Annotated in this window: 16 protein-coding genes; 15 read left to right on the forward strand and 1 reads right to left on the reverse strand. The window is 56.8% G+C overall.

Annotation, left to right across the window (positions count from 1 at the left end):
- The first annotated feature begins 141 nt into the window (after window positions 1-141).
- The 5 genes from CRO62_RS19750 to CRO62_RS19770 all read left to right on the forward strand — a co-directional run bounded on the left by CRO62_RS19750 (window position 142) and on the right by CRO62_RS19770 (window position 4,868).
- Window positions 142-1,002, forward strand: coding sequence for a hypothetical protein (locus tag CRO62_RS19750; RefSeq protein ID WP_143539403.1), 861 nt, complete (start codon window positions 142-144; stop codon window positions 1,000-1,002).
- A gap of 215 nt (window positions 1,003-1,217) precedes the next feature.
- Entirely contained in the window at window positions 1,218-1,574 is a 357-nt protein-coding gene (locus CRO62_RS19755; protein ID WP_097101399.1) for a MarR family winged helix-turn-helix transcriptional regulator, read from the forward strand.
- 139 nt (window positions 1,575-1,713) lie between these two features.
- Entirely contained in the window at window positions 1,714-2,259 is a 546-nt protein-coding gene (locus tag CRO62_RS19760; RefSeq protein ID WP_097101401.1) for a recombinase family protein, read from the forward strand.
- A 132-nt stretch (window positions 2,260-2,391) separates the two neighbouring features.
- Window positions 2,392-3,543, forward strand: coding sequence for a Shedu immune nuclease family protein (locus tag CRO62_RS19765; RefSeq protein WP_097101403.1), 1,152 nt, complete (start codon window positions 2,392-2,394; stop codon window positions 3,541-3,543).
- 140 nt (window positions 3,544-3,683) lie between these two features.
- Window positions 3,684-4,868 (forward strand): DNA cytosine methyltransferase, encoded by a 1,185-nt coding sequence (locus CRO62_RS19770; RefSeq protein WP_097103155.1) that lies wholly within the window; start codon window positions 3,684-3,686, stop codon window positions 4,866-4,868.
- Here CRO62_RS19770 and CRO62_RS19775 read toward each other — a convergent pair.
- Complete coding sequence (locus CRO62_RS19775; protein ID WP_097101405.1) at window positions 4,834-5,523, reverse strand: hypothetical protein; 690 nt, start codon at window positions 5,521-5,523, stop codon at window positions 4,834-4,836. The two genes, CRO62_RS19770 and CRO62_RS19775, sit on opposite strands and share 35 nt — an antisense overlap.
- Window positions 5,524-5,945: 422 nt before the next feature.
- Between CRO62_RS19775 and CRO62_RS19780 the strand changes: the two genes are divergently transcribed.
- The 10 genes from CRO62_RS19780 to pyrC all read left to right on the forward strand — a co-directional run bounded on the left by CRO62_RS19780 (window position 5,946) and on the right by pyrC (window position 17,671).
- Window positions 5,946-6,758: a class I SAM-dependent methyltransferase gene (locus CRO62_RS19780; protein ID WP_097101407.1), complete on the forward strand. Its 813-nt coding sequence runs from the start codon at window positions 5,946-5,948 to the stop codon at window positions 6,756-6,758.
- A 218-nt stretch (window positions 6,759-6,976) separates the two neighbouring features.
- Window positions 6,977-8,122: an ABC transporter ATP-binding protein gene (locus CRO62_RS19785; RefSeq protein WP_179784580.1), complete on the forward strand. Its 1,146-nt coding sequence runs from the start codon at window positions 6,977-6,979 to the stop codon at window positions 8,120-8,122.
- Window positions 8,119-9,045 (forward strand): carbohydrate ABC transporter permease, encoded by a 927-nt coding sequence (locus CRO62_RS19790; protein ID WP_097101409.1) that lies wholly within the window; start codon window positions 8,119-8,121, stop codon window positions 9,043-9,045. The genes CRO62_RS19785 and CRO62_RS19790 overlap by 4 nt, the downstream gene beginning before the upstream one ends.
- Window positions 9,045-9,866 carry a carbohydrate ABC transporter permease gene (locus CRO62_RS19795; RefSeq protein ID WP_003514860.1) on the forward strand — a complete coding sequence of 274 codons (822 nt, stop codon included), beginning with the start codon at window positions 9,045-9,047 and terminating at the stop codon, window positions 9,864-9,866. Before CRO62_RS19790 ends, CRO62_RS19795 begins: the two co-directional genes overlap by 1 nt.
- 42 nt (window positions 9,867-9,908) lie before the next feature.
- A complete protein-coding gene (locus CRO62_RS19800; protein ID WP_025592292.1) occupies window positions 9,909-11,201 on the forward strand; it encodes an ABC transporter substrate-binding protein in 1,293 nt (430 codons plus the stop codon).
- Between the two features lie 66 nt (window positions 11,202-11,267).
- Window positions 11,268-12,068, forward strand: a complete 801-nt coding sequence (locus CRO62_RS19805; RefSeq protein WP_097101411.1) for a phosphodiesterase — start codon at window positions 11,268-11,270, stop codon at window positions 12,066-12,068.
- Window positions 12,069-12,345: 277 nt separating this feature from the next.
- A complete protein-coding gene (locus tag CRO62_RS19810) occupies window positions 12,346-13,842 on the forward strand; it encodes an acetyl-CoA hydrolase/transferase family protein (RefSeq protein WP_097101412.1) in 1,497 nt (498 codons plus the stop codon).
- Between the two features lie 189 nt (window positions 13,843-14,031).
- Entirely contained in the window at window positions 14,032-15,354 is a 1,323-nt protein-coding gene (locus CRO62_RS19815) for an alpha/beta hydrolase (protein WP_097101414.1), read from the forward strand.
- Between the two features lie 128 nt (window positions 15,355-15,482).
- Window positions 15,483-16,520 (forward strand): 4-hydroxyproline epimerase, encoded by a 1,038-nt coding sequence (locus tag CRO62_RS19820; protein WP_038489725.1) that lies wholly within the window; start codon window positions 15,483-15,485, stop codon window positions 16,518-16,520.
- 113 nt (window positions 16,521-16,633) lie between these two features.
- Window positions 16,634-17,671, forward strand: a complete 1,038-nt coding sequence (gene pyrC, locus CRO62_RS19825; RefSeq protein WP_097101416.1) for a dihydroorotase — start codon at window positions 16,634-16,636, stop codon at window positions 17,669-17,671.
- Window positions 17,672-17,678: the final 7 nt, after the last annotated feature.

The raw sequence follows: 17,678 nt of genomic DNA on the forward strand, positions 1-17,678 counted from the left end.
TATATTAATGGTGGCGCATAGGAACCTTCACCATTCCGCAGCTTTTAAACTCTTCCCCACAAACGTCTGCTCTTGCATGGTGGAAGAATCCAGTCACAGTTGTTTCTTAACTACGCGAAGACAAACGGAGCGCCGCTAAGAATGACGAAGCCGCAAAGCTTGGACCTGCTCAATAATAGCATTTCCTACTTTCGGGAGGCCGTCTCGTATGCTCAGAAAGACACCTCCGACGCAAACCAGTGGAAGTTCGCCATCCTCCATGTTGTCCAAGCCATGGAACTCGCCTTCAAAGAGCGATTAAGAAAGGTTCATCCTGTTTTTATCTACGAAAATATCGATAAGCCAGATAAAACCATCTCGCTTCGCGTGGCCATCTCTCGTCTAAACAATCCTAGTATCGGTAATTTACCTATTTCTGACGAAGACAAACGTAAGATCGAGAAAGCTTTTGAACTCCGAAGTCAGTTAACTCACTTTGAATTCAAGCAATCTCCGGAACATATAGAGTTGAAGTTTGCTGAGATATTCAGCTTTATGATTTTTTTCTATCGAACACAGCTTGGATTGCCGACCTCAGAATTCATTGATGAAGAACAACATTCGAACGTAATACGATTGATAAAAACGCGACAGGAATTACTGCGCCGCGCGAAAGATTACATCGAGAACCTCGAAGACGATACGCGTTGGATTTGCCCCGAGTGCAATGAGACCACTTTTATCGTAGCCGAAGAGCAATGTTGTTTCTGCCATCGAAAGGAGCCGATAATCGAATGCCCGACGTGCGGTTCTGATGCGTTCGAACATGACTTGATCGACATTTCAGATGCGTTCGATTGGAGCAGTGATGAAGGGCGCGTTGAGGTCCAGAGCTACGGGATGGAAACTATAACGTGCCCTGATTGTGTATATGATGCGCGCGAGACGGCTGAGCAAATCAGGCGGTATCAGTATGACGAAGACATTGCTATGGAAGAATACTATCACAACAAAGCGAAATAGCCGGTCGTTCGGCGGGTGTTTCAATGCCGATTTTTTCGGAAAAAATCCGAGCCGGCAATCGATAGAAATGCTCACGCGCATTCCCCCGTGCCCCCACGGATGCCCGGTATAGCTCGGGCAGGTGCACAGGCGCGGCTAGGCTCCTTCTCAATCAAGATCAAGTCTTGACCTTGGCATTCCTTCCGGCATCTTCATGACGTGCAAAGGGAGACCATATGGAACTGGCGATTGAGAAACGGAGGACGCCCAAGCGGGTGAGTGCACTGCGGACCCTAAGTGACCGCATTGAGGTGTTGCGGGAGTTTCGGGCTGATATGCCGATACACATGGTCTCGGTATTCTTGGCCGTGGCGATGCGCCCCGGAGTTCTCCAATGTGACCTCCCGGACCTCATTGGCATCAGCCAGTCGTCAGTCTCGCGGAACGTCTATGCCCTCGGCAAGCACGACCGTCACGGGAAACCCGGGCTTGGCCTTGTGGAACAGCGATGCGGCCCTACGGGTGCTAGGTCGCCCGAGATACATTTGACCAAAGCCGGGAGAGAGCTGGCGAAGAGGTTGATGGTTTTCTGATGTCTCAGTCGTTGTCCGATAAGGTATACCCACTGCGGACAAACTCAACGGAACTGAATGTGTCCGATATGAGTTGACATTCGAATTAAGAGACACTATTCCGATTTTATCTTAGACCTTATCGGACAAAAGGTGTCTCATGAAAATCGGATATGCCCGCGTATCTTCCACCGGTCAGAACGAAACCGCTCAGGTGGATATTCTTACCCGCCACGGTGTTGAGGAGGTATTCATCGACAAAGCAAGCGGGACTACCCGTGAAGGCCGCATAAAGCTCGCTGAGGCCATCCGCTTTGCTCGGAAGGGAGATGCCTTGGTTGTGACCCGCCTTGATCGCCTAGCCCGCTCTGTGCCTGACCTACACGCAATCTCTCAGGAGTTACAGGCTAAGGGCGTGGACTTGATCGCAACGGAACAGAATATCGATACCACGACACCCACCGGACGCCTTATGTTCAACATGCTGGGTGCCATTGCCGAGTTTGAAACGGACCTCAGGAAAGAGCGACAGCTTGAGGGTATCGCCAAAGCGAAAGAAGAAGGGCGATACAAAGGGCGTCCCGTGACGGTCGATGGGGAAGCCATAAGGGCGGCCTTGGCTGCTGGGGATAAACCGATGGCCGTGGCCAAGCGTTTTAACGTCGCTCGCTCTACTGTTTATAGACTGATGCCCGAGACCAAATAGGAACGGCGTTACCCTCAGACGCCTTGGCGAGGGGGCGTCTACTTGTTTTGTGACCGGCTTTTGCGAGCATGTGGATGTTGTTAAAATACCCACTTCACCATACCCTTATACAGACCATCGATGGGGGGCAAAATGGGAGGATGGGATGAAGAACAGGCATTCAAAAATAAGCGGCCATGGAGGACCTTTGTGAGCCGCCGACTGAGCAGTTTCTCTGGTAAACCAATCCGGATAGCTAGGAGAGTTGTTGATGGGGGCGGAGGCTTAGAGTTTGCGAACGAGAAGGGTGAATTGGTTCTGCAGGAAGTTCCACCAGCTCGCTTTGAGCTGGTTGCCAAATTCCTGGAGGATAATCGGGGCATAACGAATCTGGTAATACAGAAGTTTACCAAAGCAGGTGCGAAAGAAGCATTCACGCTTTATCCGGCTCAGATAACTGCTTTGTTGCAATTCGTTGCGAATATCCGTCGTGTAAATTTTCCCGACGAGGGTGGGTTGAACCTTAGCGATGGTGAGCTTGAAGAAATGCTCTTATCACCAGAGCAGACCCGCAAGATGATGGCTGCTAATGGCGCCTTGCTAGCTGCAATTGCGAGGACCGAAATAACCACCGAGGATGTCGTAGCGCTAGGCTACCGGAAGTCTCAGTTACAACGCTTCGGAAACTTATTGAACGATGAGCTAGCATTTGCGGACGAGTTGGCGGAATGCGCCGGACGGCCTGAGGCAGTGTGGCAGCGGTTCTTTGAGCAGAATCAATGGGTTTTTGGCTATGGGCTCGCGTTCGTATTTATGGCGGGTCTCGAAGACCGAAAGCTTGAACAAGTGATCAGAGGCTTTGATATTTCTGGCCGCGGTAAACGGGTAGACAGTTTACTCAAGACAAGGGCCGAGGTGAGCTCCCTCTGTTTTGTAGAGATAAAACACCATAATACCGCGCTTTTGGCATCAGGCAGCTATCGGCCAGATGTGTGGCAGCCGTCGAAAGAGCTTTCGGGTGCTGTTGCGCAAGTTCAAGCATCCGTACAGTCTGCTTTGTCAGTCATCGGAGAGGAGCTTCGGCCTGAAACAGAAGATGGCAGTCCGACAGGCGAAATTCTCCATGCGGTGCAGCCGCGTTCCTTCGTAATCGCCGGGCGATTGAGTGAACTCACAACCGATTCAGGGCTCAACAAGCCTAAGTATCGAGCTTTTGAGCTGTATCGGAGGAACCTCGTGCAACCAGAAATTCTTACATTCGATGAGCTTTTTCATCGAGCGAAATTCATAATTGAAAGCACTTGAAAACGATCAAGCCAGTTTTGATGATTGCGTGACTTTTGGGCGTCTTGATCTCCGAATTATTTTATGGGGGATTCACAAACGACCCTTTATGCGACATCATGCGTCACAAATTTATATGATAGGGGCTTGTGTTGGGTCTTGTGAAGAAAAAGGTCGCGCATGCGGCCCGAGGAACCGAAACCGAGTGGTATAAGGGGTGGTCGTTAACGGCTGAGCAGCGTGAGAGATTCCGCGTCATCTCTGTAGAAGCCAAGCAAGCGAAGGCGCGCGCCTTGAGTGGCGAGTGTGAGCTGCCTAAACACCCCGTTCCTGTACCACGGTTGTCTCCAATTGACCTCATGCCACTAGCTCCCGATAACGGCCTGCGAGCGCTGAGTCTGTTCGCCGGATGTGGTGGGCTAGACCTAGGTTTTGATAGAGCTGGTTACAGGCATATCGCGTCGTACGACATTCTCGAAGAGACAGGAAAAGTTCTTCGGGCAGCACGTCCTTCGTGGACGGTTCATTGTGGTGAAGACGGCGATGTGAGAAGAGTCGACTGGAAGCAATATCAGGGAAAAGTCGATGTGCTTCATGGGGGACCGCCTTGTCAGCCGTTCAGTACGGCCGGTGGTCGAAAAGGTGCGGCAGACGTACGTGATATGGTTCCAGAATTTGTCAGAGCCGTGCTTTCGGTGAAGCCACGAGCTTTTGTGATGGAGAATGTCTCCGGCCTGAAAAGCCGTCGTTTCGTAGACTATCTCAATGATGTTCTGTACGCGCCGCTCGGCAAGCACTATGACGTTCATACATTTAAACTCAGCGCGGAGGATTTCGGGGTACCACAGAAGCGTCAACGCGTGTTCTTCGTAGGTTTTGCCAAAAACTCCGACTCCTCAAGATTTAGCAAGCCTCTACCTACCCACCAGTGGTTGGGAGATACAAATCTTCCAAAAACTATGGGTGTACGAGAAGCTTTAGGCCTTCCCGAAATCGGCACGGACGCGTTGTCTCCGACTATTAGGAGCGGTTGGACCGGCCCACGCCACACCACCAGCGTGGTGAACAGCGCCACTTCAATGAAGGTCTGGAACCAAGTCGCTGTTTGGCCCCACGGAGTCGCTCCGACGCGAGAAGCAGCTTCGGGGTATATCGCGAAAAACAACCATTTCCGACTTTCAGTACCCGACTGCATGATATTGCAGGGCTTTCCCGAGGACTGGCCGATAAAGCCTCCAGTCTATAAGGCGCTGGGCCTTATCGGCAATTCCGTAGCTCCGCCTATGGCATACGCAGTTGCAAAGGCGGTAGCTACAGCTCTTGGTCAGCCGTCCGGCGATCTTTGAGCCACGCTTTTACGAGCTTCCTAAGGGTTGCCGCGTACTCGCGAGTAATATCAGGATGATGGTTGAAGTACGACGCAGGGATATGAGGATTATTTAGAGTGGAGCCCCGTAACAGGAGGTAACGTACGCGGTCTCTAAATATTCCTAACATCTTCTCTGGGCTATACCCATCGGCTAGGTCCATTAGCTCTTTGTATTGGGCGGCTGAGTACTGATTCTTATGAAGTCTTTTTGCATCGTCTTTGGTGTATATCGCTTTTCTGCCAACGATACCCTGCATCTCTCGTAGAGTGACTGTGTCAGGAACTAAGTCCGCCATTCTAAAGTCAGCCTCAACGTAGTTCCAAATTTTCTCGATCCATGGCTTCATGTCATCCGGACTTGCGTATTTGCAGCGCGCAAGCTTGCCGGATTTATCGTAGAACGCCACTATCCAGTGCGTGTCTCGCCACTTCTCTATATGATCTCTTCCGAGGTCCCTAACCGTACTAAGACTGCCTTTCTCCACCGTGACAGACTTCAGCTCGAACTTGATAAGCGTATTGCGATCGACTTTTAGGACAGCGTCTGTTCCATGCCGAGACCGATTCTCTTCACGGTAAAGATTGAAAAGATCAATAAGCTGATTTTCACGAGCGTCGTCTTGAGCAGGCATCTGGTTCCTCGAATCACTGGTTGTATATATACACTCCCTCGCGTTTAGATGCACTTTGCCGTGAACTGATGTTGGTTTGCATTTCGTCTTCTGCCGCTCCGGTAACGAACAGGCGCTCAGGGGCATTTAGTGTTTTACATGAGCACACACTGTTGATACACAAGGCGCGGGCAGCGGGGTGTGAATCCCAGCATTTGTCGGATTATTGGCGTTCTACAACGGAGTTCGAATCTCTTCGGGTGCGCCATTTCTCTTCCCACAAAAATACAATAATACGGCCTTTGCCCAAGGCTGTTGAGTCATGCCGATAGAATATCGGCACCATTGGCATCTCCGTAAAACCCACGTGGCCGAACAGATTCCGAATTTCCCTTATATGTGCTAAAGTTCCGGGGTCATCAGCTGACCGCAGGGTGAAAGCCATGTTGGAAACGGACAGGGTCTTTGCCGGCTCTATTCCGGAAAACTACGACCGCTATATGGTGCCGTTGATTTTCGAGCCATTCGCCCGCGATCTGGCACGGCGGGCGGCGGCGTTGACGCCGATCAATGTTCTGGAAATCGCCGCAGGTACCGGGGTTGTAACGCGTGAACTGGCACCCGGATTGCCGCCCGCGGCAAATTATGTCGTGACTGACCTCAACCAGCCGATGCTCGACTTTGCGGCGTCGCACCAGGTGCCCGACAATCGCATCCAGTGGCGTCAAGCCGACGCGCAGGCGCTGCCTTTCGAAAATGCTGGTTTCGATCTCGTTATCTGCCAGTTCGGTGCGATGTTTTTTCCCGACCGCCCGTCTGCCTATCGCGAAGCGAAGAGGGTGCTGAAGCCCGGCGGCCATTATTTATTCAACGTATGGGACCGAATCGAGGAGAATCATCTCGCGAATGAGGTGACGAACGCCCTTGCAAGCCTGTTTCCCGACGATCCGCCGCGCTTCATGGCCCGCACCCCGCACGGCTACCACGATACGACATTGATTCGTGGTGAGCTGGAAAGTGCCGGCTTCTCTCTCGTGGTGATCGAGACGATAGCGGCGCAAAGCCGTGCATCGTCACCGCGAATTCCTTCCATCGCCTATTGTCAGGGAACCGTTCTCCGGACCGAAATCGAAGCCAGAGGGCCGGGAAAACTTGAAGCCGCGACGGACTGCGCCGCATCCGCCATTGAAGCGCGCTATGGCAGCGACGAAGTCGTCGCCAAAATTCAGGCTCATGTGATTCTTGCAGCCGTTTAGAAACCGGGCCCGCGAGGCACGCAAGGCCGGTGAACAAGCGTCAAGCTCGGATAGTCGAACTGCCCCCCTGATATTAGCGGTTTTTTGTGAAGGTCGGTATCTCAAGGCGTGGCGATGAGCCGGGATTGCCGGGCTTTTCAGTGTCACGGAACTTTCTGCAAACCTTCGTCATATTGTCATACAATATAAGCATATGCGCTCCAGAAAAGGAGCGCAGAATGACGCCACAATCACTTGAACTTTCGGGTATCGGAAAAGGCTTTGGAGCTGACGATATTCTGAAAGAGATCGATCTCTCCATCCGTCCCGGAGAATTTTTGTCCCTCGTCGGCATGTCCGGCTGCGGCAAGTCAACGCTGCTGCGCATCATCGCGGGGCTGGAAACGCCGGATCGCGGTTCGGTGACGATCGGCGGTAAGGATGTGACGGAGATCGATCCAAGTGATCGCAATCTGGCGATGGTGTTTCAGTCCTACGCGCTTTATCCGCATATGAGCGTGCGCCAGAACATCGCGACGCCGCTTCGGATGCGACGTCTGCCGCTTGCTGCACGCTTGCCGCTGATCGGAAGATTTGCGGCGCCTGCCGAAACTTTGCGCCAGATCGATGCTGCCGTCGAACAGGCGGCCGAGACCCTGCAGATCGCGCATCTGCTGGACCGCAAGCCGGCCCAGCTTTCAGGCGGCCAGCGCCAGCGAGTGGCTCTGGCCCGGGCACTGGTGCGCTCGCCTGCCGCATTCCTCATGGACGAACCGCTCTCCAACCTAGATGCAAAGCTTCGCGCCCACATGCGCGAGGAGCTTGCCGGGCTGCACCGGCGGTTGGGCGCGACGTTTATCTACGTCACCCATGACCAGATCGAAGCGATGACAATGTCGGACCGCATCGCGCTGATGTCGGAAGGTCGTATCGAGCAACTGGGCACGCCGGACGAGCTTTACCGGAAACCGGCGACACTGACGGTTGCGCGCTTCATTGGCACGCCGTCGATCAACCTGCTGCCGGTGGAAATCCATGCTGAAGGTAAGGTCACGGCTTTCGGCCGCGATCTTGGCGTCGAGGCTTCTGGTCGTGATGCCGGCCCGGCGACGCTTGGCCTTCGCGCCGAAGATTTGCGCCCGGGCATCGAAGGCTTCGCAGTGCGGGTGACCCGCAGCGAAACCCACGGTGCGGACCGTTTCGTAAGCTGCCGCCTGTTGAGCGACGAGACGGTGGCCATCACCCTGCGTCAGGCAGCAGGTGAGGTACTGGGCGCCGATGAGAACGGCGTGATGAACCTCGGCTTTGCGCCGGAGCGCGTGCATCTTTTTGCCGCAGACGGCCTGCGTCGCAAGACGACGGTGCGTGAAATGGTGCCGGCATGACGGCGGTTGATTTTTCCTCGGCCACGCGCACAAAGTCTCGCCCGCGCCTCTCGAAGGCGGACCGACGGATGATCTGGCGCGGTCTGATGTTCGCAGCACCGGCAAGTCTGCTGCTTTTGGCGATCTATATCGTTCCCATATTCGTTCTGGCCGGTTTTTCCGTCACAGATTACAAGCTCGGCGCACTCTCCACCCGCTTTGTGGGTCTCGACAATTTCGTGAAGGCTTTCCACGACCCGGTCTTCCTGCGCGCGCTGGCGAATACGGCCATTTATGCGGTCATCGTCATTCCCTTCGGCGTTTTCCTGGCGCTCGGCGTGGCTTTGCTCGTTTATAATCGCAAGCGCAGCCGTGCCTTCTGGGAAGTCGCTTATTTCCTGCCCGTCACCGCAACGCTCGTCGCCATGGCGACCGTGTGGCAATTTCTGCTGCATCCTTCGCTTGGCCCGGTGAATGCGGCGATCAAGTGGTTCGGTTTCGAGCCCGTCGCGTTCCTCTCCAACCCGGTCCTGCTCATTCCCACCATGGCGCTGATGGGTGTCTGGCAGGTTCTGGGCTTCAACATGGTGCTGTTCCTCGCCGGCCTCACCGCCATTTCGAAGGATCTGCACGAGGCATCGAGACTCGACGGCGCGAAAAACCCGATTGACCGGTTCCTGACGGTGACTTGGCCAATGCTGGGGCCGACGACGATGTTCGTCGTGGTCACCACCTCAATCTCGGCTTTCAAGGTATTCGAGACGGTTGCCGTGCTGACCAAGGGCCGCTTCGGTTCCGAAACCCTGCTTTTCGATCTCTATCTTGAAGGGTTCGAATATTCCAACACCGGTTATGCCGCCGCGCTGACGGTGATCTTCCTCGCGATCGTGTTGATCCTCTCGATTGGCCAGACGCTGCATATGGACCGGAAGGTGCACTACTGATGGCCGCGCTCCGCAAATACTTCCCGCATCTCGTGCTGGCACTCGGCGCTTTCGTTATGCTCCTGCCGTTCTACTGGATGATGTTGACGTCGATCCGCTCGCCGGCGGAAATATTCGACGTCTCGCTCTGGCCGATCCCGGCGAAATTCGATGCCGTCGAAAACTATACCCGCGCAGCGAGCCAGGTGCCGATGGCGCGTTTCATGCTGAACGGTGTCATCGTCTGCGTCGGTATCCTCGTCGTGCAGGTCCTGACATCGGTGCCGGCGGCCTATGCGCTGGCGAAGCTCAGGTTCCCGGGCCGCAAGCTGCTGCTGGGTCTCATCATCGCGGCACTCTGCGTGCCAATTCAGGCGCTTGCCCTGCCGCTTTTCGTCGGTCTGGCGAAGACGGAACTGCTGAATACCTATTTCGCGATGATGATGCCGTTCTTCCTGTCGGTCTTCGCCATCTTCCTGTTCAACCAGTCCTTCCGCAGCTACCCGGATGAAATCATCGAAGCGGCCCGCATGGATGGTTTTTCGGAAATGGAGATTTGCTGGGGACTGGTGCTGCGCGGCTCGCTGCCTTCGCTCGCGGCTTTCTCGATCTTCTCGCTCGTCGCCCACTGGAACGACCTTTATTGGCCGATGATCGTGGTCTCCGACACCAATCTCGCCCCGCCGCCGCTCGGCATGATGCTTTTTGCGGATGTCGAATCCGGCGCCAATTACGGTGCCCTGATGGCGGGCGCAACACTGATTACCGCGCCAATGGTGCTGTGCTTCCTCCTCGCACGGCGGCATTTCATCGCCGGTATTACCATGACCGGCGTCAAGTGACGTCGTTCGAACTCCTCCTCCCAACCCATTTTGGAGAATGACATGAAAATCAACCGACGCGCTCTGATGGGCGGTCTGGCACTCGGCGTGGCCTTTGCAGGCCTCGCTACGCCGGTTCTTGCCAACGAAATCACGCTGAACGTTCTCTACAACCTGCCGGGTTTCACGAAATTCCATCAGCCGCTGGCCGATGAATTCATGAAGAAGAACCCGGATGTGAAGATCAACTTCCTCGCTCCGGCCGCAGGCTACAATGAAGGCCAGCAGCAGGTCTTGCGCTCCGCCGTCACGGGCAATCTGCCTGATGTTTATTTCTCGGGTTACAACCTGACGGCGGAACTGGTGCACACGCTCGCACCGCGCAACCAGATCACCGATCTTAGCCCCTTCATCCAGGCTGAAGGCGGCCAGGCCTTCCTCGATAAGAACTACAGCCCGAAGATGGCCGCACTCGGCCAGATCGACGGCAAGCAGTACGGCCTGCCGGTCAACGCTTCCTCGCCGATCATCTACATCAACTCCGACCTCGTCACCAAGGCTGGCGGCGACCCGGACAAGATGCCGACGACCTTCCCGGAGCTGATCGCTCTCGCCAAGAAGATCAAGGCACTCGACCCGAAGTTTGCGGGCATGAGCTACGACATCAATGGCTGGCCGGATGACTGGTTGTGGCAGGCGCTCGTTTTCGAACAGGGCGGCAAGCTCGTTGACGAAAAGACCAAGACCGTTGCATTCGACAATGAGATCGGCCTCAACGCCCTGAAAATGACCCGCCAGTTCGTCACCGAAGGTGGCCAGAACCTGCTCGACTGGGACCAGTCGCGCCAGCAGTTCGGTGCAGGCCTTACCGGCTTCATCTTCTCGACGCCCGCTCACGTTCAGACAATCCAGGGTCTGGTTGGCGATCGCTTCAAGCTGAAGACGGCAACCTTCCCGCTCGACAACAAGGAAAAGGGCGGCGTGCCGACCGGCGGCAACTCTGCCGTTATCCTGACGCAGGAAAAAGCCAAGCAGGACGCTGCCTGGAAGTACCTGAAGTGGATCACCGGCCCCGAGGCGCAGAACACCATCGTGCGCATCACCGGCTACCTGCCGACCAACAAGCTGGCAACCGGCGCTGACTTCCTGGCTCCCTATTACGCCGAGAACCCGAATGTGAAGACCGCTTCGCTGCAGGCTGACCGTTCTCTGCCGTGGGCCGGTTATCCCGGTGGTGATTCCGTCCGCATCTGGCGCACCCAGCGCGATATTATCGGCACCGTCATGCGCGGTGAAGTGTCGCCGGAAGCTGGTCTCAAGCAGATCGTCGAGCAGACCAACGCCCTGCTGAAGTAAGCGAAACCATCGAAAAGGCTGCGGGAAGCACATTCCCGCAGCCATTTTCATGCAGAGAGACCGACAATGAAGATCATCCAGATTACAGACACCCATCTTTTGCCGCCAGGCATCGCGATAAACGGCGTGGATCCCGAGAAGCAGCTGCGCGCGGCGATATCAGATATCGTCGAAAAACACGCCGATGCCGACCTTCTGGTGATGACGGGCGATCTTTGCAATTACGGCGAGCCGGAGGCCTATGAACTCCTTCGCGACATTTTGGCATCCGTGTCCTTGCCCGTGCGGCTGATGCTCGGCAATCACGACCGCCGTCCGGAATTCGTGGCGGCCTTTCCCGAACAGCCACGGGATGAAAACGGCTATATCCAGTCCTTCATCGATACCGAATTCGGCCGGCTGCTGTTTCTCGACAGCCACGAGGCCGATGTCATCGGCGGCATGTACGGTGCGGATCGCCTGACATGGCTGGACAAGGCGCTTGAAGGCGCTGGCGACCTTCCCGTGACGGTTTTCGTTCACCACCCGCCAATGGATTGCGGTATCCGGCATTTCGAAAACATCGGCATGCATGATGACGGCGCGGTTATGCAGCGTCTAGGCAGCCATCCGGCGGGCGTGCGCCATATTGTTTTTGGCCATATCCACGTTCCGATGGCGGGCACCAGCGCCGAAGGTATCGCCTATAGTTCCGGCCAGGCCTGCGCACATCGCTTCATTACCGATATCGAGGTTGTCGATCCCCTGTGGACCGGCGGCAACCCCTGTTACCGGGTGATCAGCCTCGGTGCATTCGGCCTCCGTGCGTATGATGTCGAGGTAGGGCAGGTCGTGCTGGGCCAGGCCTCCGCATGCGAAGGCCCCTGATTGCAGGCAATAGCTGAGGCAACTCTCCTGTATGTAACGAGGCGATCCACTCGGCTCATCAGCGGTTGCGGTGGGCTGCGATGCTGCGATGGCCCCGCAGCCTGTCGCGCAGATGCGCCACTTGCGGTCTGTTGATCAGATTTGATGGATCAAAGCCATGGTCCCGTTCACACCCTTGATCTATGTCAGTTTCATCGTTGAAACTCCGCGCCATAGTCACTGGTGAGGTGGCCAGCCACGTGACGCGCCATCTGGAATGCAGATCATGGAGAAGTGCATGCTTGAAAAGCGTATCCGCAACGCGTCCCTCTTGAACAGGATAGTCAGCGCTGAAGAGGCTGCCGGCCTCATTCAGGATGGCATGACGGTGGGCATGAGCGGCTTTACGCGCGCCGGCGAAGCAAAGGCGGTGCCGCTGGCGCTGGCCGAGCGTGCGAAGACGCACCCGATGACGATCACCCTGATGACCGGTGCATCGCTTGGCAACGATCTCGACAAGACCATGGTGGAGGCGGGCATGCTGGCGCGCCGTATGCCGTTTCAGTCCGACCCCGCTTTGCGCAAGGCGATCAATGACGGCAAGGTGATGTTCATCGACCAGCACCTTTCTGAAACGGTCGAGCAATTGCGCGGCGGCCAGATCCACGGCGTCGATGTTGCCATCATCGAGGCGGTAGCGATTACGGCGGACGGCGGTATCGTGCCCACCACATCCGTCGGTAATTCGGCGAGCTTTGCCATTCTGGCCGAAAAGGTCATCGTTGAGATCAATCTTTCGCAACCCGACGTTCTCGAGGGGTTGCATGATATTTTCATCCCCGCAAAACGCCCGACCCGCATGCCCATTCCGGTGGTGGCAACGGACAGTCGCGTCGGTCTGCCGTTCATTCCGGTGCCGCCGGAAAAAATCGCCGCAATCGTCCTCAGCGACAAGAGCGACAGTTTTTCGACGGTGCTGCCGCCTGATGACGAGACCAAGGCGATTGCCGGCCATCTCACCGAATTCCTGCTGAATGAGGTCCGTCATGGCCGCATGACCCACGAACTCCAGCCGTTGCAGGCCGGTATCGGCACCATCGCCAATGCCGTCATGCACGGTTTCATCGATACGCCGTTTCACGATCTCAAAATGTATTCGGAGGTCCTGCAGGATTCGACCTTCGAGCTTTTCGATGCTGGCAAGCTTACTTTCGCCTCCGGTTCATCGATCACGCTCTCCTCCGCCATGAACGAACGGATCATGCCGCGACTGGCCGATTACAAGAGCAGGCTGATCCTGCGTCCGCAGGAGGTCAGCAATCACCCGGAGGTCATCCGCCGCCTCGGCATCATCGGCATCAATACGGCGCTGGAATTCGATATTTATGGCAACGTCAATTCCACTCATGTCGGTGGCACTCACATGATGAACGGCATTGGTGGCTCGGGGGATTTTGCCCGCAACGCCTATATGTCCATCTTCGTCACCAAGTCGATTGCCAAGGGCGGCGCCATCTCCAGCGTCGTGCCGATGGTCAGCCATGTCGACCATACCGAACATGATGTGGATATTCTGGTCACGGAAATCGGGCTGGCCGATCTGCGCGGCCTTGCCCCGCGTGAGCGCGCTGCGGTCATTATCGCAAATTGCGTGCACCCCCACTATCGCGATGCCCTGACGGACTATTTCCAGCGGGCGGTGGCACGCGGCGGACATACGCCGCACCTCATTGAAGAGGCGCTGTCCTGGCACAATGCCCTTCGCGAAAGGGGCACGATGCTGCCGCAGCGATAGAACTCGCCTGCACGTCACAATCACGTCTCCCGGCTCCGCAAGGCGGGAAAATTGGGTCTGTTTGGACACACCGGCGCGGAAATCTCCGCGCTTCCGCGATGGTTGCTGGCGCGGCAGTTCCGCCTCCGGTAGAAATTCCTGTCCTCTGGCCGCTATCCGGCTGCCTTTGGGTTGCAGGAGAATGATGTGATGCCCATCCGCTTCGTAGCCATAATCGCGATTGTTGCCCTGCTCGCCGGCTGCGGGGGGCGTCCCATCGGGGTCATGACGCCAACAGGGCAGACCGTGGCGGGAACCACGCCCGTCAATCTTCTGGTCGCCACCACGCGTGCGCCGTCGGACAATGCCGCCGTACTTTTCGGCGGCGAACGCGGAACCGGCTTGAAGGTCGATGCCGTCACCATCTCCATTCCGCCCAAGGCCAACCGCAAGGTCGGGCAGGTGCAGTGGCCGAAGAAGCTGCCGCCTGACCCGCTGAAGGATTTCACCACGGTGGCGGTTGAGCCTGTTCGTTCCGAAGCGGAGACGAAAAGCTGGATCAGCAAACATATCCAGAAGGACCGCCGCGTTCTGGTCTTCGTGCACGGTTTCAATAATCGTTACGAGGAATCGGTCTATCGCTTTGCCCAGATCGTCTATGATTCCGGCTCGGATGTCGTGCCTGTGGTTTTCACATGGCCGTCGCGAGCAAGTATTTTCGACTATAATTACGACAAGGAAAGCACCAATTACTCGCGCGATGCGCTTGAGGAAATGCTGACCCGTCTGGCAAAGGACAAGTCGATAGGCGAGGTCACGGTCATGGCGCATTCCATGGGCACCTGGCTTGCCGTGGAGGCGCTGCGCCAGATGGCCATCCGCAACGGCCGCGTCGATCCGAAGATCAGCAATGTCATTCTGGCAGCACCAGATCTCGATGTGGACGTGTTCAGCCGGCAGTTCGCCAGCTTCGGCAAGGCGCCGCCGAAATTCACCCTGTTCGTCTCGCAGGATGATCGTGCGCTCAGCCTGTCGCGCCGCATTTCCGGCAATGTCGACCGTCTGGGCCAGATCGACCCTTCCGTCGAACCCTATCGCAGCCAGCTGGAAAAGGCCGGTATTACTGTACTCGATCTGACCAAGCTGCAATCCGGTGACCGGTTGAACCACGGCAAATTTGCAGAAAGCCCTGAAGTCGTGCGCCTGATCGGCGACCGCCTCATTGCCGGTCAGACCGTGACGGATTCCGATGTCGGTCTGGGTGAGGCGCTGGGCGCGGTCAGCATCGGTGCCGCGCAAACGGTCGGAACAGCGGCAAGCGTCGTGGTCAGTGCGCCCATTGCGGTGTTCGATCCGCGCACGCGTGAAAATTACGGCAGGCAGGTGGAGAGGCTCGGCCGCTCTGTCGAAAACACCGTCGGATCGGTTGGTGATACGGCCGGCTCCGTGGTGGACGATCAGGCGGTTCAGTCTTCGAGAGTGAATTGCGACGCCGCCGCCAATCGTAACCGGGCGGAGTGCCGTAATCGCTAGATCACGATGAGAACTGGATGGCGAAAACCATAAGCGATTTTCGCCATCCAGCTCGCGCAGATTTGTATACAGCTTGTATTTTTACCTATATGGTCCGGTCAACAGCTCAACTTCCGGAGTAAGATCCCATGCGTTGGAAACGCACCCTGCAGCTTCTCGATGTTCATTGCGAAGGCGAAATCGGCCGTGTCGTCACCGGCGGCGCGCCGAAAATTCCCGGCAACACCGTGGCCGAGCAGCTTAACTGGATGAATACCGATCCCAAAGGGGAAGCCCTGCGCCGCTTTCTGACGCTGGAGCCGCGTGGCACGCCCATGGGGTCGGTCAATCTTCTGCTGCCGCCGAAGCACCCGGATGCCCATACAGCCTTCGTCATTCTCCAGCCGGATCAGGCGCATGCCAGCTCCGGCTCCAATTCCATCTGCGCGACGACAGCACTTCTGGAAAGCGGCATGGTAGAGATGCAGGAACCGGAAACGGTCGTCATTCTGGAAACGGCCGCCGGTCTGGTCAAGGCCACCGCCACCTGCCGCGACGGGCGCTGCGAAAAGGTCAAGCTGACCATGGTGCCGTCCTTCGTGCATGAGCTGGATGTGACCATCGACACGCCCGAATGGGGCAAGGTGACGATGGATATTTCCTATGGCGGCATCTTTTACGCGCTGGTCGATGTGCGCCAGATCGGCCTGACCATCGAAAAGGCCAATGCGGCGAAACTGGTTGCTGCGGGCATGATCCTCAAGGACCTCGTCAACAGTGAAATGACGGTCGTGCATCCCGAAATCCCCGCCATATCAGGCGTGGCCTATGTGATGTTCCGCGATGTGGATGCCGATGGTTCCATCCGCACCTGCACCACCATGTGGCCGGGCCGGGCGGATCGCTCGCCCTGCGGCACCGGCAACTCCGCCAATCTTGCAACGCTTTACGCGCGCGGCAAGGTGAAGGTGGGAGACGAATACAAATCCCGTTCGATCATCGGTTCGGAATTCGACGTCGGCCTTTCCGCCGTCACCGAAGTGGCAGGCCGTCCGGCGGTCATTCCCACCATTGCCGGACGTGGTTTCACCTTCGGGCTGCACCAAGTCGGCCTTGACCCCTTCGATCCCTTCGCGGACGGCTTTGCCATGACGGATGTGTGGGGTCCCGAAGCGGGCGGCATCTGAGGCTCGCTTCAAAAAAATGACATTTACAGCCGCCCGATGCCTCTCGGCGGCTGTTTTCCTGTGACGAAAGATGCTAAGCGGGCGCCAATTCCGTCATGCTCCGAGGTATCCCGATGAAGTCGCTCACCCTTCGCCGCCCTGATGACTGGCATCTGCATCTGCGCGATGGCGCCATGCTGGAAGGCGTGATCGGGGATACGAGCCGCCATTTCGCCCGCGCAATCATCATGCCGAACCTGGTGCCACCGGTGGTCACCTGCGCCGATGCCCGCGCCTATCGCGAACGCATCGTCAAGGCCATTCCGGCGGGCGACCGTTTCGAGCCGCTGATGACGCTTTATCTCACCGAGGACACGCAGGCCGACGACGTGGAAGAGGGCAAGAAAAGTGGCCTTATCACCGCCGTGAAGCTCTATCCGGCCGGCGCGACCACCAATTCCCACGGCGGCGTGCGCGATTTCAACAAGGCGATGCCGGTTCTGGAACGCATGGCGAAGATAGGCCTGCCGCTTTGCGTGCATGGCGAGGTGACGACGCCGGAGGTCGATATTTTCGACCGTGAGAAAGCCTTTATCGAAACGGTTCTGGAGCCGCTGCGCCAGCGCCTGCCTGAACTCAAGGTGACGATGGAGCACATTACCACCCGCGATGGCGTGGAGTACATCAAGTCGTCCAAGGCCAATCTCGCCGGTTCCATCACCACTCACCATCTCATCATCAACCGCAACGCTATTCTGGTCGGCGGTATCAAGCCGCATTATTACTGCCTGCCCGTCGCCAAGCGCGAGGAGCACCGGTTGGCACTCCGTGCGGCCGCGATTTCGGGTGATGCCCGCTTCTTCCTCGGCACCGATTCCGCCCCGCATGTCGATCCGCTGAAGGAATGCGCCTGCGGCTGCGCCGGCATCTATACCTCGATCAACACCATGAGCTGTCTTGCGCATGTCTTCGAGCAGGAAAACGCTCTCGACAAGCTGGAAGCCTTCGCTTCCCTCAACGGCCCAGCCTGGTACGGGTTGGCGCCAAATGAGGAGACGATCACGCTGGTGAAGCGCGAGGAGCCGGTGTCGTTTCCCGCCAAGATCGAGACGGGCGCCGGGCCCGTGACCGTATTTGATCCGATGTTCCCGCTTCATTGGGACGTGAGCTGATTTTTTT

It is taken from the genome of Rhizobium sp. AN6A (assembly GCF_900215635.1).
In the GTDB taxonomy this organism is placed as follows: Bacteria; Pseudomonadota; Alphaproteobacteria; order Rhizobiales; family Rhizobiaceae; genus Agrobacterium; species Agrobacterium tumefaciens.

Bases quoted from the DNA above. Each gene is read 5' to 3' on its own strand.
- CRO62_RS19750 (WP_143539403.1), top strand. From the start codon at position 142: ATGACGAAGCCGCAAAGCTTGGACCTGCTCAATAATAGCATTTCCTAC.
- CRO62_RS19755 (WP_097101399.1), top strand. From the start codon at position 1,218: ATGGAACTGGCGATTGAGAAACGGAGGACGCCCAAGCGGGTGAGTGCA.
- CRO62_RS19760 (WP_097101401.1), top strand. From the start codon at position 1,714: ATGAAAATCGGATATGCCCGCGTATCTTCCACCGGTCAGAACGAAACC.
- CRO62_RS19765 (WP_097101403.1), top strand. From the start codon at position 2,392: ATGGGAGGATGGGATGAAGAACAGGCATTCAAAAATAAGCGGCCATGG.
- CRO62_RS19775 (WP_097101405.1), bottom strand. From the start codon at position 5,523: ATGCCTGCTCAAGACGACGCTCGTGAAAATCAGCTTATTGATCTTTTC.
- CRO62_RS19780 (WP_097101407.1), top strand. From the start codon at position 5,946: ATGTTGGAAACGGACAGGGTCTTTGCCGGCTCTATTCCGGAAAACTAC.
- CRO62_RS19785 (WP_179784580.1), top strand. From the start codon at position 6,977: ATGACGCCACAATCACTTGAACTTTCGGGTATCGGAAAAGGCTTTGGA.
- CRO62_RS19790 (WP_097101409.1), top strand. From the start codon at position 8,119: ATGACGGCGGTTGATTTTTCCTCGGCCACGCGCACAAAGTCTCGCCCG.
- CRO62_RS19795 (WP_003514860.1), top strand. From the start codon at position 9,045: ATGGCCGCGCTCCGCAAATACTTCCCGCATCTCGTGCTGGCACTCGGC.
- CRO62_RS19800 (WP_025592292.1), top strand. From the start codon at position 9,909: ATGAAAATCAACCGACGCGCTCTGATGGGCGGTCTGGCACTCGGCGTG.
- CRO62_RS19805 (WP_097101411.1), top strand. From the start codon at position 11,268: ATGAAGATCATCCAGATTACAGACACCCATCTTTTGCCGCCAGGCATC.
- CRO62_RS19810 (WP_097101412.1), top strand. From the start codon at position 12,346: ATGCTTGAAAAGCGTATCCGCAACGCGTCCCTCTTGAACAGGATAGTC.
- CRO62_RS19815 (WP_097101414.1), top strand. From the start codon at position 14,032: ATGCCCATCCGCTTCGTAGCCATAATCGCGATTGTTGCCCTGCTCGCC.
- CRO62_RS19820 (WP_038489725.1), top strand. From the start codon at position 15,483: ATGCGTTGGAAACGCACCCTGCAGCTTCTCGATGTTCATTGCGAAGGC.
- pyrC (WP_097101416.1), top strand. From the start codon at position 16,634: ATGAAGTCGCTCACCCTTCGCCGCCCTGATGACTGGCATCTGCATCTG.